This is a genomic window from Streptomyces ureilyticus, from assembly GCF_011045025.1.
GTDB lineage: Bacteria > Actinomycetota > Actinomycetes > Streptomycetales > Streptomycetaceae > Streptomyces > Streptomyces ureilyticus.
Map to the genome: position 1 here is coordinate 15,776 of NZ_JAAKZX010000066.1, position 20,797 is coordinate 36,572.

Annotated in this window: 17 protein-coding genes and 1 tRNA gene; 2 read left to right on the top strand and 16 right to left on the bottom strand. The window is 69.8% G+C overall.

The genetic code is table 11. From position 1 onward, the window contains the following. Window positions 1-205: 205 nt before the first annotated feature. From G6048_RS21435 to G6048_RS21450, 4 genes are all read right to left on the bottom strand, one after another. Complete coding sequence (locus G6048_RS21435) at window positions 206-2,002, bottom strand: DEAD/DEAH box helicase (RefSeq protein WP_165341197.1); 1,797 nt, start codon at window positions 2,000-2,002, stop codon at window positions 206-208. Window positions 2,003-2,118: 116 nt separating this feature from the next. After that, window positions 2,119-2,505 carry a type II toxin-antitoxin system death-on-curing family toxin gene (locus G6048_RS21440; RefSeq protein ID WP_165341198.1) on the bottom strand — a complete coding sequence of 129 codons (387 nt, stop codon included), beginning with the start codon at window positions 2,503-2,505 and terminating at the stop codon, window positions 2,119-2,121. Next, on the bottom strand, window positions 2,502-2,702 hold the full coding sequence (locus tag G6048_RS21445; RefSeq protein WP_165341199.1) for a hypothetical protein: 201 nt from the start codon (window positions 2,700-2,702) through the stop codon (window positions 2,502-2,504). The genes G6048_RS21440 and G6048_RS21445 overlap by 4 nt, the downstream gene beginning before the upstream one ends. Window positions 2,703-2,724: 22 nt before the next feature. Then, on the bottom strand, window positions 2,725-4,233 hold the full coding sequence (locus G6048_RS21450) for an MFS transporter (RefSeq protein ID WP_165341200.1): 1,509 nt from the start codon (window positions 4,231-4,233) through the stop codon (window positions 2,725-2,727). A gap of 227 nt (window positions 4,234-4,460) precedes the next feature. Between G6048_RS21450 and G6048_RS21455 the strand changes: the two genes are divergently transcribed. Continuing rightward, window positions 4,461-4,535 (top strand) — tRNA-Cys (locus tag G6048_RS21455). A 6-nt stretch (window positions 4,536-4,541) separates the two neighbouring features. Here G6048_RS21455 and G6048_RS21460 read toward each other — a convergent pair. The 10 genes from G6048_RS21460 to G6048_RS21505 all read right to left on the bottom strand — a co-directional run bounded on the left by G6048_RS21460 (window position 4,542) and on the right by G6048_RS21505 (window position 16,673). Continuing rightward, window positions 4,542-5,201, bottom strand: a complete 660-nt coding sequence (locus tag G6048_RS21460) for an SUKH-4 family immunity protein (RefSeq protein ID WP_328826580.1) — start codon at window positions 5,199-5,201, stop codon at window positions 4,542-4,544. A 202-nt stretch (window positions 5,202-5,403) separates the two neighbouring features. Further along, window positions 5,404-7,716 (bottom strand): xanthine dehydrogenase family protein molybdopterin-binding subunit, encoded by a 2,313-nt coding sequence (locus G6048_RS21465; protein ID WP_165341202.1) that lies wholly within the window; start codon window positions 7,714-7,716, stop codon window positions 5,404-5,406. Continuing rightward, window positions 7,713-9,311, bottom strand: a complete 1,599-nt coding sequence (locus tag G6048_RS21470) for a 2Fe-2S iron-sulfur cluster-binding protein (RefSeq protein WP_165341203.1) — start codon at window positions 9,309-9,311, stop codon at window positions 7,713-7,715. The genes G6048_RS21465 and G6048_RS21470 overlap by 4 nt, the downstream gene beginning before the upstream one ends. Continuing rightward, window positions 9,308-10,201, bottom strand: coding sequence for an FAD binding domain-containing protein (locus G6048_RS21475; protein WP_165341204.1), 894 nt, complete (start codon window positions 10,199-10,201; stop codon window positions 9,308-9,310). The genes G6048_RS21470 and G6048_RS21475 overlap by 4 nt, the downstream gene beginning before the upstream one ends. Before the next feature lie 277 nt (window positions 10,202-10,478). Further along, window positions 10,479-12,254, bottom strand: a complete 1,776-nt coding sequence (locus G6048_RS21480) for a beta-N-acetylhexosaminidase (protein ID WP_165341205.1) — start codon at window positions 12,252-12,254, stop codon at window positions 10,479-10,481. Window position 12,255: 1 nt separating this feature from the next. Further along, window positions 12,256-13,122 (bottom strand): carbohydrate ABC transporter permease, encoded by an 867-nt coding sequence (locus G6048_RS21485; protein ID WP_408056151.1) that lies wholly within the window; start codon window positions 13,120-13,122, stop codon window positions 12,256-12,258. After that, on the bottom strand, window positions 13,119-14,096 hold the full coding sequence (locus tag G6048_RS21490; protein WP_165341214.1) for a carbohydrate ABC transporter permease: 978 nt from the start codon (window positions 14,094-14,096) through the stop codon (window positions 13,119-13,121). Before G6048_RS21490 ends, G6048_RS21485 begins: the two co-directional genes overlap by 4 nt. An 86-nt stretch (window positions 14,097-14,182) precedes the next feature. Next, window positions 14,183-15,523: an extracellular solute-binding protein gene (locus G6048_RS21495; RefSeq protein ID WP_165341207.1), complete on the bottom strand. Its 1,341-nt coding sequence runs from the start codon at window positions 15,521-15,523 to the stop codon at window positions 14,183-14,185. A 254-nt stretch (window positions 15,524-15,777) separates the two neighbouring features. Further along, the gene (locus G6048_RS21500; RefSeq protein WP_165263639.1) at window positions 15,778-16,071 is read right to left on the bottom strand and encodes a DUF3039 domain-containing protein; all 294 of its coding nucleotides are present in this window, start codon (window positions 16,069-16,071) and stop codon (window positions 15,778-15,780) included. 29 nt (window positions 16,072-16,100) lie between these two features. Then, on the bottom strand, window positions 16,101-16,673 hold the full coding sequence (locus G6048_RS21505; protein ID WP_165341208.1) for a YqgE/AlgH family protein: 573 nt from the start codon (window positions 16,671-16,673) through the stop codon (window positions 16,101-16,103). 292 nt (window positions 16,674-16,965) lie between these two features. Between G6048_RS21505 and murA the strand changes: the two genes are divergently transcribed. After that, window positions 16,966-18,312: a UDP-N-acetylglucosamine 1-carboxyvinyltransferase gene (murA, locus tag G6048_RS21510; protein ID WP_165341209.1), complete on the top strand. Its 1,347-nt coding sequence runs from the start codon at window positions 16,966-16,968 to the stop codon at window positions 18,310-18,312. A gap of 96 nt (window positions 18,313-18,408) precedes the next feature. On the opposite strand, the gene G6048_RS21515 is transcribed toward murA, so the two are convergent. Both G6048_RS21515 and G6048_RS21520 read right to left on the bottom strand, forming a co-directional pair. Continuing rightward, window positions 18,409-18,690 carry an HU family DNA-binding protein gene (locus G6048_RS21515; RefSeq protein ID WP_054220032.1) on the bottom strand — a complete coding sequence of 94 codons (282 nt, stop codon included), beginning with the start codon at window positions 18,688-18,690 and terminating at the stop codon, window positions 18,409-18,411. A gap of 396 nt (window positions 18,691-19,086) precedes the next feature. Further along, window positions 19,087-20,520, bottom strand: a complete 1,434-nt coding sequence (locus G6048_RS21520; RefSeq protein WP_165341210.1) for an NAD-dependent malic enzyme — start codon at window positions 20,518-20,520, stop codon at window positions 19,087-19,089. Between the last annotated feature and the right edge of the window lie 277 nt (window positions 20,521-20,797).

Consider the following 20,797-nt stretch of genomic DNA (forward strand, 5'->3'; position numbering starts at 1 on the left):
ACAGTAGCGACCCGGTTCGCTCAGCGGAAGACTCCGTCCAGAATCCGGTCAGTGTCCGGTGAGAGCGGTGTTGCGTTTGTCCTGGTACGCCCGGCGCACATCACTCCCTGTACACCACCCTCGCACAACGCGCACACACCAATGCGCCGGTCCCGTACGCAACGAGACCGGCGCCCTGACCCTCGTACTCCTGCATGCGCGTGTGTCACCGCATACGGGTCGCCCACTCCTGCACCTTGGCAATCCGCTGCCTCAACTGCCCCGCCGTCGCCTCCGCACTCGGCGGCCCGCCGCACACGCGCCGCAGCTCGGTGTGGATCACTCCGTGCGGTTTGCCGCTCTGGTGGACGTACGCCCCGACCATCGTGTTGAGCTGTTTCCTCAGCTCCAGCAGCTCCTTGTGCGAGACCACCGGCCGCCGCTCGGCGGGGAGTTCGAGGAGGTCGGCCTCGTCCGCGGGCTTCTTGCGGCTGTGCGCGATCTGCCGTGCCTGCCGCTTCTGGAGCAGCAGCTGCACCTGATCGGGTTCGAGAAGCCCCGGAATCCCGAGGTAGTCCTGCTCCTCTTCGCTCCCCGGGTGCGCCTGCATGCCGAACTCGGCGCCGTCGTACAGCACGCGGTCGAAGGTGGCTTCGGACTCCAGCGCCTCGAAGGCGAACTCCTCCTGTTCGCCGGTGTCCTCGTCCTGCTCCTTGTTCGCCTCCTCCATCTCCTTCTCGGATTCGGCGTACGGGTCCTCCTCGCCTTCCTTCTTCGGCTTGTCGAGGGCGTGGTCGCGCTCGACCTCCATCTCGTTGGCGAAGGTGAGGAGGTCGGGGACGGTCGGCAGGAAGACGGAGGCGGTCTCGCCGCGCCGCCGGGACCGTACGAAGCGGCCGACGGCCTGCGCGAAGAAGAGCGGCGTGGAGATGGTGGTCGCGTACACGCCCACGGCAAGGCGGGGCACGTCCACGCCTTCGGACACCATGCGGACGGCGACCATCCAGCGGTCGTCGCTGTGGCTGAACTCGTCGATCCGCTCGGACGCGCCGGTGTCGTCGGACAGGACGAGGGTCGCCTTGTCGCCCGTGATCTCGCGGATCAGCTTGGCGTACGCGCGTGCCGAGTCCTGGTCGGAGGCGATGACGAGGGCGCCCGCGTCCGGGATGCCCTTCCTGACCTCCGTGAGCCGCTGGTCGGCGGCGCGCAGCACGCTCGGCATCCACTCACCGCGCGGATCGAGGGCGGTGCGCCAGGCCTGGCTGACGGCGTCCTTGGTCATGGGCTCGCCGAGGCGGGCGGCGATCTCGTCCCCCGCCTTCGTACGCCACCGCATATTGCCGCTGTAGGAGAGGAAGATGACGGGCCGCACCACGCCGTCGCCGAGCGCGCTGCCGTACCCGTAGGTGTAGTCGGCGGCGGACCGCCGGATCCCGTCGTTGCCTTCCTCGTACGCCACGAAGGGGATGGGGTTGGTGTCGGAGCGGAACGGCGTACCCGTGAGCGCGAGGCGGCGGGTCGCCGGTTCGAACGCCTCGAGGCATGCCTCGCCCCAGGACTTCGAGTCGCCTGCGTGGTGGATCTCGTCGAGGATGACGAGCGTCTTGCGCTGCTCGACGCGGTTGCGGTGCAGCATGGGCCGTACGCCCACACCGGCGTACGTGACCGCGACCCCCTGGTACTCCTTACTGAGCGGCCCCGCGCTGTACTCCGGGTCCAGCCTGATCCCTATCCGCGCCGCCGCCTCGGCCCACTGCTTCTTCAGATGCTCGGTCGGCGCGACCACCGTCACCTGCTGCACGACATGGTGGTGCAGCAACCACGAGGCAAGCGTCAGCGCGAAGGTCGTCTTACCGGCACCGGGCGTGGCAACGGCAAGAAAGTCACGCGGCTGCTCCTGGAGATACTTCTCCATCGCCCCCTGCTGCCAGGCACGCAACTTGCTGGCGGTACCCCAGGGGGCACGACCGGGAAAGGCGGGCGACAGGTGGTGCGAGGAGGGGGTGTTGGCGGTGGTAGTCACGGTCTCCGTGGGGTGGTTGGGCGGCTCTGCTGCGTATGACAACCGGGCCACCCTACCGGCGGCCCGGTTGTGCCAACGCGCGGACTACACCGCGCCACCCGTGGATGGGATCCAGCTCACAGTCCCGTTCGCAGGGCGCGCAGTCGGCCCGCGATCACACCGATGTCGCTCTCTTCACCGGAGGCCACGTCGATGACCAGGTCGTACGCCACCTCCTGGTCGCATGTCGCGAGGTCCACGCCGTTGGCGGCGAGGAAGGTGGCCGCGGCCAGCCAGGCCGTGCGCTTGTTGCCGTCCACCAAGGGGTGGTTGGCGGCAAGGGCATGAAGGAGCGCGGCTGCCTGTTCGTACAGGTCCTGGTAGGCAGCCGTGCCGAACATGCGGGCTCGCGGCCGGTGCACGGCCGAAGCCAGCAGCCCCGGCTCCCGGGCCTCGGGAGAACGACCGCCGAAGGCGACCTCGGCGATATCGACGACCTCGGCGACGGTGAGATGGCGGGTCACTCCCCCAGCCTCCTCAGCAACTCGGCGTGCTCCTTGGCGATCCGCTCGGCGAGCGAGCGGACGAGCCTGCCCTCCGCGTGGAGATGATTGCGTACGGCCTCCTCTGCGATCTCTTCGGGCATGCGGCCTCGCGCGTCGGCGAGGTCGTCGAGCGCCTGCCGCAGGGCGGGGTCGAGGCGGAGAATCAGCTCTTTCATGAGGCGAGGGTAGGGTTCGCGATCACCTGGTTTCGACCGGTTTACGATCACGCTCCCGCAGCCGCGTAGTCACCCAAGCCCCCGCCAACGCCACCCCCGCCATCGGCAGAAACACGGCGGCGAACGCGGCCGGTGGTGCCCCGGCGCCGGAGGCCGACGTGGCGGCGTGCGTGACCGTGCCGCCGCCCAGGGCCGCGAACGCCGCGCCGCCCGCTGACAGCAGCAGAACGTTCGACAGGCCGTCGGATATCTGGAGCGCGGCGGAGTTGGCGCCGGCCTTCTCCGGGGCGGAGAGGTGGAGCAGGAGGACGCTGGTGGAAGAGATCACCAGCCCCATCCCGAAGCAGCCGAACGCCCAGGTCAAGGCCAGCGTCCACACCGGCACCGCATCGATCAGCACACTCGGCGCGGCGGCGATCGCCGCGGCGACCAGCACCATCCCCAGACCCATCAGCCGCTCCCGGTACGGCTCCACCCGCGCCCGGGACTGCACAAAGGAGCCCAGCGCCCAGGTCGCCCCGCCCGCCGCGAGCGAGAACCCGGCGAGCGTCGGCGACAGTCCCCGCTGCGTGACCAGCATCAGCGGCACGAAGGACTCCGCCGCGATGAACGAGCCGGCCGCGACCCCCCGCAACAGCACCACGGACGGCAGCCCACGCGCCGCCCGGTACGTCCCGCGCGGCAGCAGCCCCAGCACCGCCGGCACCAGTAACGCCGTCCCCGCCACGGCCGGGGCCGCCGACAGCCACCGCAGATCTTGCGCCGCGTACTGCAACAGCCCCGCGCCCAGCGAGATCCCCAGCGCCAGCCGGATCCGGCGCCGGTCGAAGGGCGCGGCGACGGCACCCTCCGTCGGGCCGGACGCCAGTCGCCGTATCTGCGGCAGGGCGAGCGCCAGCGGGAACACCACCAGGACCGGTATGCCGATGAACACCCAGCGCCAGCCGAGCTGTTCGGTCACCGAACCGGCGGCCAGCGGCCCCACCACGGACGGGATCACCCAGCTCGCCGCGAACGCCGCCATGATCGACGGCCGCAGGTGCTCCGGATACGCCCGCCCCACGACCACGTACAACGCCACGATCACCAGCCCGCCGCCGAACCCCTGCACCGCCCGGCCGAGGATGAACAGCCACATCACCCCCGCCGTCCCCGACAGCGCGAGCCCCACCGCGAACGCCCCGATCCCCGCGGTCAGCGACGCCAGCGGCCCGCGCCGGTCCGACCACTGCCCGGCCAGCACCATCCCGAACAGGCTCGTCGTGAAGTACGCCGAGAACGCGAACGCGTACAACGAGACCCCGTCGAGCTCCCGCGCCGCCACCGGCATCGCGGTCCCCACCGCCGTCGCCTCGAAGGCGATCAGCAGCACGACGGACACGATCCCGATGCTGAGCGCCCGGTAGGGGCGGCCGAGCACGCTGTCCTCGGCGTCAGCACGGGCAGGGGCGGTGGCGTTGAGTTCGGCCGGTGCGGCTGGTTCGGCCGCCGTGTCCGCGACGTCGGCGTCGCTCGGTTCCCGGGTGGTCATGGTCGCCAGGGTAAGGGGCACGGCGCCTGTTGGCCCCTGTCGCCAGGCGGTGATCGCCTAAGACCTTGGTCGTACACCCTCGCCCCCTTGATGAGTTGTGTGAACGCGGTATGGCAGTCCCATTGCAGCCCCCGTCGATCGCTTGAGCCTCCCCTCACCAGCGGCCTACGGTCGAGAACATCGAGTTCGGGACAGGCGGTTCGGAAGAAGCGCATTGCTCCCAACCCGGCCGTGTGCCCGAGTGGTTGAGGGGACCGCCTGCAAAGCGGTTTACACCGGTTCGAATCCGGTCACGGCCTCCAGGACCGTCATGCCCTCCGCTGCATCTCCGCGCGGTGCAGCAGCCAGAGCGTGAACGCAAGCGTGGATATGTCGGCGCTGAGCGGTCGCAGCCCGGCGTCCGAGGCGAACCACTCGTGGAGCTCCCCGGTGGTGCCGTCGACGAGGAGGTCGGTGTCCTCGACGACGAGACGGCCCGGGCGGTCGAGACGACCGAGACAACCGAGGCGGATCAACCGGTCGGCTCCGTCCGGGAGTTGGCTCTCCTGGACCTGAACTTGTCCCTGTCCCTCCTCCGTCCGCTCGACCGCGTAGCGCTCGGCGAGTGTCTGCAGCGGCACATCCATGTCCAGCTGGAACATGCCGCCGTCCTCCGGAAGACCCGTCTCCCGGAGGAAATGGCGGGTCGGCTCATGCGTGAGCGTGGCCGGGAAGTCGACGTCCTCGAAGCGCATGAGCGCGCCCGCACCGAACTCCTCGTCGAGCAGCCGGGCGGGCAGGTCGAGCAGGAGACCCGCGCACGGGTCGGCGATCCGGGTGAGGGCATGGACCAGCGCGGCCATGCGCCAGTACGCCGCCATCTCGCCCCGCGCAGTCGCCTCGGCCGCCACCTCCAGCCCGCACCCCGGGCCTCCGTAATCGGCGTCGGTCAGCTTGATCGCCTCCGTACCGGCGTCAATCGTCCTCATGGCTCCCCCGTGCATGTGATCGCATAGCGCGTCCCCAGCAGGGCACGGCCGCCGTCCCGGCGGCCGCTCCCCACTGATCGAAAACCATACGCCGCACCACTGACAACGCCCCAAAACCCAAGCGCCACAAGGCTTTCGGCGCCCAGTCGCGACACCAGCCGCAGGCCGTCAACAGCCTCAGACCATCAACAGCCGCCGACCGTCACTGCCCCGTCGTCACCACGGCCGCCTGAGGCCGGATCGGCAGCCGGTTCACCGGGCGCCCGGTTGCCGCCCGGACGGCGGAGGCGATGGCCGCCGGGGTGGTCACCACCGGTACCGCACTGGCCGACTTCGCTCCGAAGGGGGCGACCACGTCGCGTTCCTCGAGGAGTTTGACGATGCGGATGTCGGGGGTGTCGAGGGCGGTGGGCAGGGCGTAGCCGGTGAGGTCGGGGTGGCGGACCAGTCCGCGTGCGGTGCGCAGGTTCTCGGTGAGAGCGGCGCCCACACCCTGGGTGACGCCGGCTTCGATACGGGCCCTGAGCTGAGCGGGATTCAGGATCCGCCCGACGTCCTGGGCGAGCGCCAGTTCGACGACACGTACCGAGCCCAACTCGATGTCGACGTCGACAACCGCGCGGATCGCGCAGAAGGCCATGCCCACGAAGGCGTCCCCCTGGCCGGCTTCGTCCAGTGGCTCGGTGGGATGCGGGCGGCACTGGGCGGTGGCCCACAGTTCCTTGCCCTCCAGTGCCTCCGTGACAGTGGTCGACAGCACGCCGTCGTACGAGGTGATCTTGCCGTCGGTGATCTGGAGCAGCTCCGTGGACATCCCGAACTTGTGCGCAAGGGGCTGCAGCAGCTGCGTACGGACCATCTTGGCGGCCCGTTCGACCGCGCCGCCGGACACCCAGGTGTGGCGGCCCCGGCAGCCCGGACCCGCCGGAGGCTGATCGGTGTCCACGGAGGCGACGTGCACCTCTTCGATGCCGAGCGTCTCCTGGACGATCTGCCTGGCCAGCATGGTGAAGCCCTGGCCGGTCTCCACGGCCGCGCAGAGCACCGTGGCGACGCCGTCGTGGACCTTCACGGTGGCTGTCGAGACCTCGTCCGCGCCCTCGGCGCCGAGCATGTGGACCATGCCGAGGCCGTAGCCGACACCGCGCCGCACCGCGCCCGGTTCGCCCGCGCCCTCGGGGCCTCCCGGCAGCAGCCAGTCCTCCTCGGGGGTGTCCTTGGGGAGGGCGGGCAGCGGGAAGTCCCGTACGGCCTGGAGGAGTTCGGCCACGGGGGCAGGACAGGTCACCGACTGGCCGGTGGGAAGCACGTCCCCTGTAGACATCACATTGCGCAGGCGCAGCTCCGCCGGGTCGATGCCCAGCTTCTTGGCCAGCTTGTCCATCTGCGCCTCGTAGGCGGCGCAGACCTGCATGGCGCCCTCGCCGCGGACATGACCGGAGGGCGGGTTGTTGGTGCGTACGGCCCAGCCCTCGATGAAGGCGTTCGGGACGATGTACGGGCCGCAGGCGAAGGAGACCGCGGCGGCCAGCGCCTGGGACGACGTGTCCGCGTACGGGCCCGCGTCGAGCAGGATCTGCGCCTCGACCTTCACCAGCCTGCCCTCGGCGTCCGCGTGGTGGCGGTAGCGCAGGAGGGTGGGGTGGCGGTGGACGTGTCCGAGGAAGGATTCTTCGCGCGTCGCCGCGAGTTTGACCGGACATCCGGTCTTCAGGGCGAGCAGTCCCAGGGGGAGCTGGAAGCCTTGGTCCTCGCGGTCGGCGGTGGCGCCGGGCACGCCGGTGACGACGACCTTCACGCGCTCCGGTTCCAGGCCGAAGCAGGAGGCGGCGGTGTCGCGGTCGGCATGCGGGTCCGTGGACGCCAGGTAGAGCTCGACGCCGCCGTCGGGGCGGGGCACGGCGAGGCCGGCCTCCGCGCCGATCGGGGCCGGGTCCTGGCGGCCGATGCGGTACAGGCCCTCGACGACGATCTCGCCCGCGGCCTCGGAGTCGCCGTGCCGCAGCGGGATGTGGCGGATCAGGTTGCCGTCGGGGTGCAGGGGTTCGGCTTCGAAGGCCTGCTCCGGGTCGGTCACCGGGTCGAGTACTTCGTACTCGACGATGACGGCGGCGGCGGCCATCCGCGCGGTGTCGGGGTGGTCGGCGGCGACGGCCGCGATGGGCTCCCCGTGGTGGCGTACGACCTCGGAGGCGAACACCGGGCGGTCGACCGTGCCGCGGCCGTACAGCGCGCTGCCCGGTACGTCCTCGTGTGTGACGACGGCCCGTACGCCGACCATCTGGAGCGCGTGGGAGGTGTCGATGGAGACGATGCGCGCGTGCGGGTGCGGTGAGCGCAGCACGGCGGCCCACAGCAGGCCCTCGGCCCACAAATCGGCCGCGTACGGGAACGTGCCCTCCGTCTTGGCGCAGGCTTCCACGGACAGCAGGGACGCGCCCAGGCCGTGCTGCGGCGCGGGGTCCTGAGCGGGAGCGGCCTCCACGGTGGTCGTGGTGGCGGTTTCGTTGCTCACGCCTGGCCTCCGTCCTGACCGTAGGGCTGCACACGCGGCGCTGACGCCTCGTACGCGGATGGGTCGACGCTACCCCCGCCGGGGCCCGCCTGGTGCGGGATACGGGCCTCCTCGGCGTCCTGGGCGGCTTCGGCGGACGCGTGCGACTCGCGTTCGGCGACGACTTCCCGCACGGCGTCGAGAACGCCGCGGTAGCCGGAGCAGCGGCACAGGTTGCCGCACAGCGCCTTACGGGTCTCCAGTTCGCTGGGCGCCGGGTTGCCCTCCAGGAGGTCGTGCACGGTCATCGCCATCCCAGGGATGCAGAAACCGCACTGCACGGCGCCGCACTTGGCGAGGGCCCGCTGTACGTCCGAGCGCTGCCCGTCGGCGGCCAGGCCCTCGACGGTGCGCACCTCGCTGCCCGCGGTGGTCACGGCGGGCACCAGGCAGGACGCCACGAGCCGTCCGTCGACCTGCACGTTGCAGGCCCCGCACTCGCCCTGCGAGCAGCCGTCCTTGGCGCCGGCGAGTCCGAGCCGCTCACGCAGCACGTAGAGGAGCGATTCACCGATCCAGGCGGACGTCACGGGCCGGTCGACGCCGTTCACCCGCAGAACGTACGAGGACAGGGGGTGCATCTCGTCGTGCGGAAGCGCACTCGGGGAGTCACCGTCCTCGGACTCCTCGGCGCTGTCCTCAGGGGTGCCCGCGCCGTCAGCGGACTCCGGAGCCTCCTCGCGCGCCTCCTGGGGCACGGCTTCGGCCTCAGCGCCCGGTTCGTCGGCGTACTCCTGAGAACCGTGCTCCGGAGAATCGTGCTCTGGAGTGCCGCCGTGCCCCTGAGTGCCGTACCCGGGCGACTCCTCCACCGGCTCTTCGCGCTCTACGGAGACGCTCTCCGCGGAGGCCCTCTCCTGCGAACGGCCCTCTACGGAGACGGCGATTTCGTCGGCGTGCTGTCCGGAGACGTCGATGATCTCGGCGGCCTCGTCGGCGCGGGAAGCCGCGGAACTCTCGGCGTGGCGGGCGTCCTCGTCCGATGCGAAGAGGTGCTCGGCGGCCTGCTGCTGCTCAGACAGGCGCTGCTCGGGCTGCGCCCAGGACTCCTGCGCCCAGGGCGCCGCCGCACCGCCGGGCAACGTTGCCGGAGGGCCCCCGCCCCACTGCTCGACCAGGGCCGAGGTGGAGTACTCGCCGGACTCGTCGGGCAGATCACCGTCGGCGACGGGGATGGACCACTGTCCGGTCACGTCGTGTCCGGGAGCGTCCGGGCTGTCCTGTGCGGGCGCTGCGGGCTCCTCGAAGGTCCACTGGCCGGTGGCCCCCGGGTGGTACGAGAAGCCGTCGTGAGCGGGCTGCTGCGGCTGCTCGTCGCGCTGCGCGTTCGGGTCCGGCCACCGCACCTCCTGCGGCTGCCCCTCCTCGGACTCGATGTGCGGCGGTACGTAGCCGTGGCCGGGTGCGGCGAGCGGGGAGTCCGACCGGAGCGCGTCGATGGCCCCTTCGGGGAGCTGGACGAAGGCGGTGGCGCCGTCGTCGTAGTCGCCCTGAGGCAGCGGATCCCAGCGGCTGCCCGGCCGGGGCGTGCTCTCTCCGTGCTGGTCGTCGGTCACGAAAGTGCCCTCCCCAGTGCTCGTCGGGCCAGCGCGGCGACGGTGCGCCGCAGGTGCAGTACAGCGGGCGGCAGTTGCTCCACGGAGCCGTCCTCCGCGGGGACCGGGTCGGGGATGCAGGCCGCCGCGACGTACTCCCCGAAGGCGTCCCGCGCTTCCGGCACGATCGCGCGGTTGTTGTCCCAGTCGATCAGCGAGGCGACCCACTGCTCGGCCTCCAGAGGCCGCAGCGGCATCGGCGCTATGGCGCCGACGGCGCACCGCACTCCACGCCGGGCGGGGTCGAGGACGAGCGCCACGGACGCCAGGGCGCGTCCGGGGCCGGTCCGTCCGGTCGCCTTCAGGAAGACCTGCGGGGCGTGCAGCAACGGCACGCGCACGTACCCGATGAGTTCACCGGCGCGCAGCATCTCCACGCCGGCGAGCAGATGCGAGACGGGGATCTCACGGCGGGCGCCGCCCTGGCCCGCGATGATCAACGTGGCCTCCAGGGCGGCCAGTACCGGAAGCGCGTCTCCCGTAGGGGCGGCCGAGGCGATGTTGCCGCCCAGGGTGCCCGCGTTACGGATCTGCGGGGGGCCGGCGGCTCTCGCGGCGGCCGCGAGGGCGGGGATGAGGGCCGCGAAGTCGGGGCGGCCCATGCGGGCGTGGGTGAGGCCCGCGCCGAGCAGCGCGTGGCCGTCCTGGTACTGCCAGCCGCGGATCTCGCTGATCCGGCCGAGGCCGACGAGCGCGGCGGGCCGCATATGCCCGGAGTTGACGGAGGTCATGAGGTCGGTGCCGCCGGCCACCGGAACGGCCGCCGGCATGGCGGCGAGCGCCGCCACGGCCTCGTCCAGAGACGCGGGCAGCGTCACGGTCTGCGCCGCCTGCGGTGCGTGCGTGGTCAAACCGGCTGCCCCTTCCCGCTGTCCCACCTGGTCCCACCTTGTGTTGCCGTACGGTACGTGCTGACAGGGCGGACGTGGCAACTCTGGCACATCTTCCTCACTGCACGGTGCGGGGGTCCGCTAGGAGGCTTTCGCACCCGCAACTGGCGGGTTGGTCCGATTTCGCACGACATCACCGGTCAGGGCTAATTCGCACTCTTCACAGACCCTTGTGCGTCTTTCGCCCGGTGCCACCGTTCCAGGGCGGCCGGTTCGCGGCAGCCCCTTGGGAGTCGGCTCACACGTTTGGGGGCGCCCCCTCGATCGGGCGTCCGAGCACCCCCGGTCGCCGCTGCCAGGGCAGAGGGCCCGTAGGCGGGCGATAGGCCACTCCCAGGGCGTCAAGTCGCCTGTAGTGGGCGGTCATCCGCTGCTCGAACCCCGCGAAGTCGCGTTCCGCTGGGGCGGGCAGCGCACTCCACGCGACCTCGGCGAAGGCCGCGAGCCGAGGGAACGTCTGATAGTCCACGCGCGCGTGGTCCTCCATCACCTCGGTCCACACATTGGCCTGCGTACCGAGGACATGCCGTGCCTGATCAGGGGTCAACTGCGGGGGTACGGGCTCGAAGCCGTAGACGTCCTCCAGGGTGCGTACGTAGCCGATGGGCACCGGTTCGTCGGCGCCGCCGTCCTGACGGTGGTCCAAGTACACCTGCTGCTCCGGGCACATGACGACGTCGTGGCCCGCCTGGGCGGCCGTAATGCCGCCTTGGTAGCCGCGCCATGACGAAACGGCAGCCCCAGGCGCAAGGCCCAATTTTGTCGTCTCGCCTCCGGGCGCTCTGATCCCCTGTCGACTCCCCCAGCCTCCGGCCGGGGGTGCCCCCACCTCGTCGAGCGGTCGCTTCGCTCCCTCCTCCTCGTCGCTTTCGACAGGGGCGCGCACTTCGGCTCGACTCCCGCCTTCGAGGATCTCGTCCCAGCCGATCAGCCGACGCCCGCGCGCGGTCAGCCAGTTGTCGAAGTGCCGGATGAACCACGACTGCAACGCGTCCTCGTCCGCGAGCCCCAAGTCCCTGATTCGCGCCTGCACCGTCGGCGACTGCCTCCACTGCTCCTTGGCGCACTCGTCGCCGCCGACGTGGATGAACTCCGAGGGGAACAGCTCCAGGACCTCCTCGAAGACCTCCTCGTAGAACCGGAGGGTGTTGTCAGTGGGGGCGAGTACGTTGAGGGAGATGCCCCAGTTGTCCCAGACGGAGAGGGAGGTCGTGTCGATGACGTCGGTGTTGCCGAGTTCCGGATACGCGGCGATGGCGGCCTGCGAGTGGCCAGGGATGTCGATCTCGGGGACGACGGAGATATGCCGCTCGGCGGCGTACGCGACGATCTCGCGGATGTCGTCCTGGGTGTAGTAGCCGCCGTGCGGCTTCTCCTCCCAGAAGGGCGAGGCACGATGGCCGAATTTCGTACGCGCCCGCCAGGAACCGACCTCCGTGAGCTTCGGGTGACGCTTGATCTCGATGCGCCAGCCCTGGTCGTCGGTGAGGTGGAAGTGGAAGACGTTCAGCTTGTGCGCGGCCATCAGGTCGAGATAGCGCAGCACGCCGTCCTTGGGCATGAAGTGGCGTGAGACGTCGAGCATGAGACCGCGCCAGCGGAAGCGGGGCGCGTCCTCGATCGTGACGTACGGCACGGCCCAGGCGCGGTCGCGCCTGAGCGGTGCCCTGCGGTACGCCTCGGGGCCGAGGAGTTGCCGCAGTGACTGGGCGCCCCAGAACACACCGGCCGCGCTGCCGCCCTCGATGAGGACGCCGGATTCGTCGCTGACGAGGCGGTACTCCTCGGGGCCGAGTTCGGAGTCGAGTTGGAGCCCGATGCCGTCGCCGTAGCTGTCGTCGAGTTCCCGCCCTTCGTGCAGGGGCAGGCCGGTGGCCTCCCGGAGGACGGTGCGCAGCCAGTGGCCGACGCCCTCCGTCGCGGTGCCGGCGTAGAGCTGGGAGTGCGCCGTCAGCCGCACCTCGCCGCCCGAACCGGCAACGAGGCTGTGGGGCGCGGGGATCAGTTCACTCACGTCAGTCCTTTACCGCGCCGCCCAGTCCGGAGACCAGCCGTCGCTGTACGAGTACGAAGAAGACCAGCACCGGAATCGTCATCACCGTGGACGCCGCCATGACGCCGCCCCAGTCCGGCTCTTCCGGCTTGTAGAAGACGAGGAGAGCCATCGGCAGAGTCGACTGCGAAGTGTCGCTGATGATGAAGGACTTGGCGAACAGGAAGTCGTTCCAGGTCGAGATGAACGAGAACACACTGGTGGCGACGAGCCCGGGAAAGACCAGAGGGAAAAGGATCTGCCACAGGAATCGCGCCCGGCTCGCTCCGTCGATGTACGCGGCCTCCTCCAGGGCCTCCGGGACCGCCTTCACAAAGCCCCGCAGCATCCAGATGGCGAACGGCAGGGAGAACGCGATGTGCGGCAGGACCAGCGAACCCAGCGTGTTCAGCTGACCGAAGTCCCGCATCAGAAAGAAGAGGGGGATCGTCAGCGCCTCGATGGGCACCATCTGCGCGATGAGGAACATGATCAGCAAGGTCGTGCGGAAGCGGAATCGGAATCGTGTCACCGCGGTCGCCGCGAGGAACGCGATGAGTGCGGAGACGACGACCACGGCGACCGCGACGGTAAGGCTGTTGAGGAAGTAACGGCCGAATTCCTGCTGCCCGAAGACGCGTCGGAAGGAATCCAGGGACGGGGTGAGCGTCCAGGGACGGGGCTCGGTCGACTCGATCTCGCCGGCCGGTTTGAAGGCGCTCAGCACCATCCAGTAGAGAGGGAACGCGACCACGGCGGCGATCAGCAGAGCCGACGCCTCCGCGGCCAGCCGCCAGGGCCGGCGCACCCGGAACCGTACGGGAAAACGCGACGAACTCAAGGAACTCACAGTTCCTCCCCCTGCCTGCGCAGCAGCCGCAGATAGACGAGTGTGACCGCCAGCAGAATCAGCAGCATCACCACTCCGATCGCCGAGCCGAGGCTGTACTGCGAGGAGGCGAACGCCTTCTGATACGCGTACACGTTCAGCACGAGGTTCTGTCCGGCGATGCCTCCGCCGTTCGTCATGACGTAGATCTGGGTGAAGACCTTGAAGTCCCAGATGACCGACTGGATGGTGACGACCACGAGGATCGGCCGGAGCATCGGCGCGAGCACCGAGCGCCAGATGCGCCACTGCGAGGCGCCGTCCAGGGCGGCCGCCTCCAGCACCTCTTCCGGGACGGCGCGGATGCCCGCGTACACCGTGACCATCACGAACGGGAAGGAGCACCAGACGACTTCGAGGAGTACGAGGCCGAAGGCGCTGTAGCGGTCGTACGTCCACGAGTGGTCGCCGAGACCCAGCATGCGGTTGACCGGCCCGAAGTCGGGGTCGAACAGGAGCAGCCACACGGTCGAGCCGGTGACCGCGGGCGTGGCCCAGGCGCCGAGCGCGGCCAGCATCAGGGCGAGCCGCGGCACGGCCCGTACGCGCGTCAGCAGCACGGCGAGCGCGCAGCCGACGGCGAGCGTCGACACGACGCAGCCCGCCGCGAACACCATGGTCGCGAGCAGCACTTGCCAGAACTGATCGTCCGCGAAGAGCGTCGCGTAGTTCCCGAACCCCTGGAAGGTCGTCGGTTCCCCACCGCTGACCTGGGCCTGCGTGTACTCGAGGAACGAGATCAGCCCGAGCTGGTAGACGGGGTAGACCATCAGCCCGCCGAGAACGACGAGGGCGGGCGCGAGATAGAGCCACGGCGTCCAGCCACCGCTCCCGCGCCGCCACGTGCGCCCCGGCCGGCCACCACCGCGCGCCGGGCTGCCCGCCACCCGCCGGGCCGGGACCGAAGCCCCGCCGACCGGAGACTTGCGGGCCATCCCCACGCCACCGCGCGCCGCACTCCCCGCCGCTGAGCCGTGGCCCGGCGGCGGAGGGCCCGGGAGCGGGTCTTTCGTCATGCGCTTCACCCCGCGGAGCTGAACGCGTCGTTCATCTTCTTCGTCGCGTCCTCAGAAGCCGCCGCCACGTCCTTCTTGCCGCTGATGACCTCCTGGAACATCGTCGGCAGGACGAGCGAGGCGTCGATCTGCGCCCAGGCCGGCGAGGCGGGTACGAACTTGGTGCCGGCGCCGAGCGTCTTCACGAAGGGCTCGACGAACGGCTCCTTCTTCGCGACGTCCGCGCGCACGTCCGAGTACGTCGGCAGGAAGCCCATGGCGTCGAAGAGTTCGCCCTGCGTCTTCTTCGAGGCGAGCTGCTGCATGAGGTCGACGGCGAGCGTGCGGTGCGAAGTGCTCTTCAGTACGCCGATGTTGTTGCCGCCCGCGAAGGCCGGCGCGACCTCGCCCGTCTTCAGACCCGGCAGCGGTACGACGGCGTACTTGCCCTTGACCTTCCCGGCCTCGACCGCCTGGTGGTTGAAGTCACCGGCGATCGCCATGCCCGCCTTGCCCGAGGCGAAGGCTGTGACCGTGTCGTTGCCGCTCATGCCCGCGCACTTGGCGGCCGGGCAGTTGTCGTCACCGAAGAGCGAGGTGTACGCCTCGATGCCCTTCTGGGCGCCCTTGCTGTCCATCGTCGCGGCGTACGAACCGCCCTTGTCCTCGGCGATCTCACCGCCGTTGGACCAGATGAACGGCATCGCGGCGTACGTGGACGCGCCGCCGACCACGAGCCCGTACAGCTCGGGCCTCGTCTGCCGGATCTCCTTGGCGGCGGCGATCAACTCGCTCTGCGTCCTGGGAACTTGGAGGCCCAGTTCCTTGAAGATGTCGGTGCGGTAGTACAGGGCGCGGACGCCGACGAAGAACGGGGCGCCGTAGATCTTCCCGTCGACGGTCACGGACTGCTTGGCCGTCGGGTCGGTGTCCTTGGCCTCGCTCCAGTCCCCGAACTCCTCGGTGATGTCGGCGAGTCCACCGTCCTTGACGTATCCGGCGGTGTCGGTGTTGCCGTACTCCATGAGGTCCGGCGCGCTCTTGGGATCGTTGAAGGCGGCCTTGATCCGCTGGGCGCGGGTCTCGACCGGTATGTACTCGACGTCGACCTTCGTGCCCTCGTGGGCCTTCTCGAAGGCGTCCACGGTGGCGTCGACGACCTTCTGCTTCGGCCCGGTGTTGACCTCCTGGAAGAGCCACACGCGCAGCGTCCCGCTCTTCTCGTCCTTGCCGCCGGAACTGTCGGAGGACTCAGGGGCACACGCGGTCGCGGTGAGGGCCGCGACGACAAGTACGGCCACCGGGGCGGCAGTTCGGGCAGAGTGCCGGGCCGAGAGGCGGGCAGGGAATCTGACGGGGAACTTCATCGGGCTTCCTCCGAGGGTGCGTTGCAACATGCGCAATGGCTGTTTCGCTCTGCACAACACCACGGAGGCTAGGAGTTCACGAGCACACGAACAAGGCCCTCCCAAAGGTCTCTACCACTCTGTGACCGCCGAAAGCGCCCTGTGCAACGGCCCTGGACATACGACGAGGCCGCGGCACCCCGCATCGGGGTGCCGCGGCCTCGTTGGGCATGCCGCACTACACGACGTACACGCCTGCCTAAGGGAAAGCGGCGTTACTTGTCGCCGCCCTTGCCCTGGTCTCCGCCGGAGCCCATGGACTCGTAGATCTCCTTGCACATGGGACACACGGGATACTTCTTCGGATCGCGGCCCGGGACCCACACCTTGCCGCAGAGCGCGACAACAGGCGTGCCGTCCAGCGCGCTCGCCATGATCTTGTCCTTCTGGACGTAATGGGCGAAGCGCTCGTGGTCACCGTCACCGTGCGAGGTCTGCGGCGCCGGCTCGACCAGGGTCCCCGTACCAGTCCCGCGCTGAGGCTGGGTCTCAGGCTCAAGAGTGCTCATGACTGCAAGGGTACTGAAGCTCACAGGCATCAGTTGAGCGAAGGGTCATCCGGGTACGTGGCCACCATCGCCAGCTCGTTGCGCTGCCGGCGGAGCACCTCGCGCCACAGCCGTTCCGGAACCGGGGAGGAGACGTCGCCGGGCTCGGACTCGACGACGTACCAGGCGCCCTCGGTCAGTTCGTCCTCCAGCTGGCCCGGGCCCCAGCCGGCGTACCCGGCGAAGATCCGCAGGCTGCCGACGGCCGAGGCGAGCAGTTCCGGCGGGGCCTCCAGGTCCACGAGCCCGATCGCGCCGTGCACCCGGCGCCAGCCGAGCGGCGCGCGCTCCCCCAGGGAGCCGCCGGGGATGACCGCGACACCGAGCGCCGAGTCGAGCGAGACCGGACCGCCCTGGAACACGACGCCGGGCTCTCCGGCGAGGTCCGCCCAGCCCTCGAGGATGTCGCCGACGTCCACCGGGGTGGGGCGGTTGAGGACGACACCCAGGGAACCCTCCTCGTCGTGGTCGAGGAGCAGCACCACAGCGCGGTCGAAGTTCGGGTCCGCCAGGGCGGGAGTGGCCACGAGCAGCCGCCCTGTGAGCGAGGACACCTCGGTCATGCCTGACATGATCTCGCATCTTCCCCCTGGGAGGGGAGGCATTGCCAAGGGAGCGGTGAATGCAGCTCAGGGCGTAAAGGAGCAGGCGGAGCGCACGGCCGCGCCAGTGACCCCGCGTACCCGCCGGAGAACCGTTCGTGTTGTGGCAAAGCTATGACGGAGCTGAGCCGTACTTGGGCTACCGATACCGGGGTAGGCGGCCATTACGCTTGCTTCTCCGGTTCACCGGCCGCCCCAGCGAACCTGCCCCGTGAACCTGCCCCCTGTCCAACTTCATCGGAACGCGAGATACATGACCGTCAACGGTTCAGACGACGTCCTGCTTGTCCACGGCGGAACCCCGCTGGAGGGTGAGATCCGTGTCCGTGGTGCGAAGAACCTCGTACCGAAGGCGATGGTCGCCGCCCTGCTCGGCAGCGCTCCGAGCCGGCTGCGCAATGTGCCCGACATCCGTGACGTACGTGTCGTACGCGGGCTGCTGCAGCTGCACGGGGTGACGGTCCGGCCGGGAGAGGAGCCGGGCGAGCTGGTCCTGGACCCCTCGCACGTGGAGAGCGCGAACGTCGCGGACATCGACGCGCACGCGGGCTCCTCGCGCATCCCGATCCTGTTCTGCGGACCGCTGCTGCACCGGCTCGGCCACGCGTTCATCCCGGGCCTGGGCGGCTGTGACATCGGCGGCCGGCCGATCGACTTCCACTTCGAGGTGCTGCGGCAGTTCGGCGCGACGATCGAGAAGCGGGTGGACGGCCAGTACTTGGAGGCCCCGCAGCGGCTGCGCGGCACGAAGATCACGCTGCCGTACCCGTCCGTGGGCGCGACCGAGCAGGTGCTGCTGACGGCGGTCCTCGCGGAGGGTGTGACGGAGCTCTCGAACGCGGCCGTGGAGCCGGAGATCGAGGACCTGATCTGCGTCCTGCAGAAAATGGGCGCGATCATCGCGATGGACACCGACCGCACCATCCGCGTCACGGGCGTGGACAAGCTCGGCGGCTACACCCACGCGGCCCTCCCGGACCGCCTGGAGGCCGCCTCCTGGGCTTCCGCGGCGCTCGCGACCGAAGGCAACATCTACGTCCGCGGCGCCCAGCAGCGCTCGATGATGTCGTTCCTGAACACCTACCGGAAGGTGGGCGGCGCCTTTGAGATCGACGACGAGGGCATCCGCTTCTGGCACCCCGGCGGCCAGCTGAAGTCCATCGCGCTGGAGACGGACGTGGCCCCCGGCTTCCAGACCGACTGGCAGCAGCCGCTCGTCGTCGCCCTGACGCAGGCGACGGGCCTGTCGATCGTCCACGAGACGGTGTACGAGTCCCGGCTCGGCTTCACCTCCGCCCTGAACCAGATGGGCGCGCACATCCAGCTCTACCGCGAGTGCCTCGGCGGCTCCAACTGCCGCTTCGGTCAGCGCAACTTCCTGCACTCCGCGGTCGTCTCGGGCCCGACCAAGCTCCAGGGCGCCGACCTGGTCATCCCCGACCTCCGCGGCGGCTTCTCGTACCTCATCGCCGCACTGGCGGCCCAGGGCACGTCCCGGGTCCACGGCATCGACCTGATCAACCGCGGCTACGAGAACTTCATGGAGAAGCTCGGGAATCTGGGCGCGAAGGTGGAACTGCCGGGCAAGGCGCTGGGCTAGCAGTTCCCGAAGTCCCGTACGTACGACAGTGGGGCGGCCACCCGGTCCGGGTGGCCGCCCCACTTGTTTGTGTCGTATCCGCGACTCTGACTGGTCCTACTGGCCCTTCGCGGCTTCCTTGAGCTTGGAGCCCGCGGAGACCTTCACGCTGTAGCCGGCGGGGATCTGGATCGGGTCGCCGGTCTGCGGGTTGCGCGCGGTGCGAGCGGCACGGTGGGTGCGCTCGAAGGTCAGGAAGCCGGGGATGGTGACCTTCTCGTCGCCCTTGGCGACGATCTCGCCGACGGTCTCGGCGAACGCGGCCAGAACGGCGTCGGCGTCCTTGCGGGTCACCTCGGCGCGGTCGGCCAGCGCGGCCACCAGCTCACTGCGGTTCATGTTGTTACTCCCGTGTTCTTCTTGCCGTTGAGGCGTGCCACGCGGCGGAGCCGCATGATGAGCACCAGCGGAGCCGATGCTGCCAGGGTCCTCGGTCGGTCCCCGGACCCGGGTCCATAGCCAGACCCTCGCGCCCAGAGACGCATCCTGCCCCCACCTGCGGCGGGAAAGCCAATCCGGCACCCCTGGGAGTCACACGAAAAGCGCCACAGCCTCGAAACGGTGACGCTCCGTCCGCTCCCGGCGGCAGATCGCAGGGCCTGCAAGGCCTGAGCCTGGCCGCCACCCTAGGGGCGGCCAGGGACACCATGTCCCACGACGCGCCGTATCCGGTCCGCCGTGGCGACCATCACAGCGTACGACGCGGCCTGTCGAGCCGTGCCGGCCGGGGCGGCGTCAGGCCGGCGCGCTGCCCGTGGCCGCCACGCCCGCCGCCTTCGCCGCGTTGCGCACCGCTCCCGCGACCGCGCCCGCGACCTTGTCGTTGAAGACGCTCGGGATGATGTAGTTCGCGTTCAGCTCGTCCTCGGTCACCACGTCCGCGAGGGCGGTCGCGGCGGCCAGCATCATCTCCGTGTTGACCGTGCGGGACTGGGCGTCCAGGAGGCCGCGGAAGACGCCGGGGAAGACCAGCACGTTGTTGATCTGGTTCGGGAAGTCGGAGCGGCCCGTGGCCACGACGGCCGCCGTCTGGCGGGCGATCGCCGGGTCGACCTCGGGATCAGGGTTCGCGAGCGCGAACACGATCGCATTCTCGGCCATCGCCGCCACGTCGTCGCCGTCCAGCACATTGGGCGCCGAGACGCCGATGAACACGTCGGATCCGCGCACGGCTTCCTTCAACGTGCCCGTGACGCCCTCGGGGTTGGTGTTGTCGGCGATCCATCGCAGCGGCGAATCGGGCGCGGCCTGCCTCAGGTCCTCACGGCCTGCGTGTACGACTCCGTGGATGTCGGCGACGACGGCGTGCTTGACGCCCGCCGCGATCAGCAGCTTGAGGATGGCCGTACCGGCCGCGCCCGCGCCGGACATGACGACGCGGATGTCGCCGATCGCCTTGCCGGCGACGCGCAGCGCGTTCGTCAGGGCGGCGAGTACGACGATGGCGGTGCCGTGCTGGTCGTCGTGGAAGACGGGGATGTCGAGGGCCTCGCGCAGGCGGGCCTCGATCTCGAAGCAGCGCGGAGCGGAGATGTCCTCGAGGTTGATGCCCGCGAAGCCCGGTGCGATGGCCTTGACGATCTCGACGATCGCGTCCGTGTCCTGGGTGTCCAGGCACAGCGGCCAGGCGTCGATGCCGGCGAAGCGCTTGAAGAGGGCCGCCTTGCCCTCCATGACGGGCAGGGCCGCCTTGGGCCCGATGTTCCCGAGGCCGAGCACCGCGGATCCGTCCGTCACGACCGCGACTGAGTTGCGCTTGATGGTCAGGCGGCGGGCGTCCTCGGGGTTCTCGGCGATCGCCATGCAGACGCGGGCCACACCCGGCGTGTAGATCATCGAGAGGTCGTCACGGTTGCGGATCGGGTGCTTGGACTGCATCTCGATCTTGCCGCCGAGGTGCATCAGGAACGTACGGTCGGAGACCTTGCCGAGCGTGATGCCCTCGATGCCGCGCAGCTTCTCGACGATCTCGTCGGCGTGCGAGGTCGACGTGGCCGCGATGGTGACGTCGATACGGAGCTTCTCGTGGCCGGACGCCGTGACGTCGAGGCCGGTCACCGAGCCTCCGGAGGACTCTACGGCCGAGGTGAGGTGCGAGACGGCGGTTCCGCTCGCGGGCACCTCGAGCCGGACCGTCATCGAGTAGGAGACGCTGGGCGCCGTTGCCATGGCCGACTTCCTCTGCTTTCACCGTGTTCGCTGTGTCGCGTGTATGCCGTCCGATCGTCGCACCTACCGCGGAGTACACGGTAGCCACCCTGGGTTGCGAACGTTTTGTTCGCGCAGGTGGCACGGGGTGCCAGGGAGATTCCGGCGCACTTGGGACAGAGAGAAGGGGTCCACGTCACCAGGTGACGTGGACCCCTCTCGGACAAACAATGGCACCGACCCGCCATGCTCGCCTCGCGGCAAGTGGTCGCTCGAAGCGACGAAGGTTGGGCCCGGG

What these genes read in the sequence shown, in the direction of transcription:
- G6048_RS21515 (WP_054220032.1), bottom strand. Translation starts at nt 18,690, where the DNA reads ATGAACCGCAGTGAGCTGGTGGCCGCGCTGGCCGACCGCGCCGAGGTG.
- G6048_RS21460 (WP_328826580.1), bottom strand. Translation starts at nt 5,201, where the DNA reads ATGAGGACGATTGACGCCGGTACGGAGGCGATCAAGCTGACCGACGCC.
- G6048_RS21520 (WP_165341210.1), bottom strand. Translation starts at nt 20,520, where the DNA reads ATGGCAACGGCGCCCAGCGTCTCCTACTCGATGACGGTCCGGCTCGAG.
- G6048_RS21505 (WP_165341208.1), bottom strand. Translation starts at nt 16,673, where the DNA reads ATGACCGAGGTGTCCTCGCTCACAGGGCGGCTGCTCGTGGCCACTCCC.
- G6048_RS21450 (WP_165341200.1), bottom strand. Translation starts at nt 4,233, where the DNA reads ATGACCACCCGGGAACCGAGCGACGCCGACGTCGCGGACACGGCGGCC.
- murA (WP_165341209.1), top strand. Translation starts at nt 16,966, where the DNA reads ATGACCGTCAACGGTTCAGACGACGTCCTGCTTGTCCACGGCGGAACC.
- G6048_RS21490 (WP_165341214.1), bottom strand. Translation starts at nt 14,096, where the DNA reads ATGGCCCGCAAGTCTCCGGTCGGCGGGGCTTCGGTCCCGGCCCGGCGG.
- G6048_RS21495 (WP_165341207.1), bottom strand. Translation starts at nt 15,523, where the DNA reads ATGAAGTTCCCCGTCAGATTCCCTGCCCGCCTCTCGGCCCGGCACTCT.
- G6048_RS21500 (WP_165263639.1), bottom strand. Translation starts at nt 16,071, where the DNA reads ATGAGCACTCTTGAGCCTGAGACCCAGCCTCAGCGCGGGACTGGTACG.
- G6048_RS21445 (WP_165341199.1), bottom strand. Translation starts at nt 2,702, where the DNA reads ATGAAAGAGCTGATTCTCCGCCTCGACCCCGCCCTGCGGCAGGCGCTC.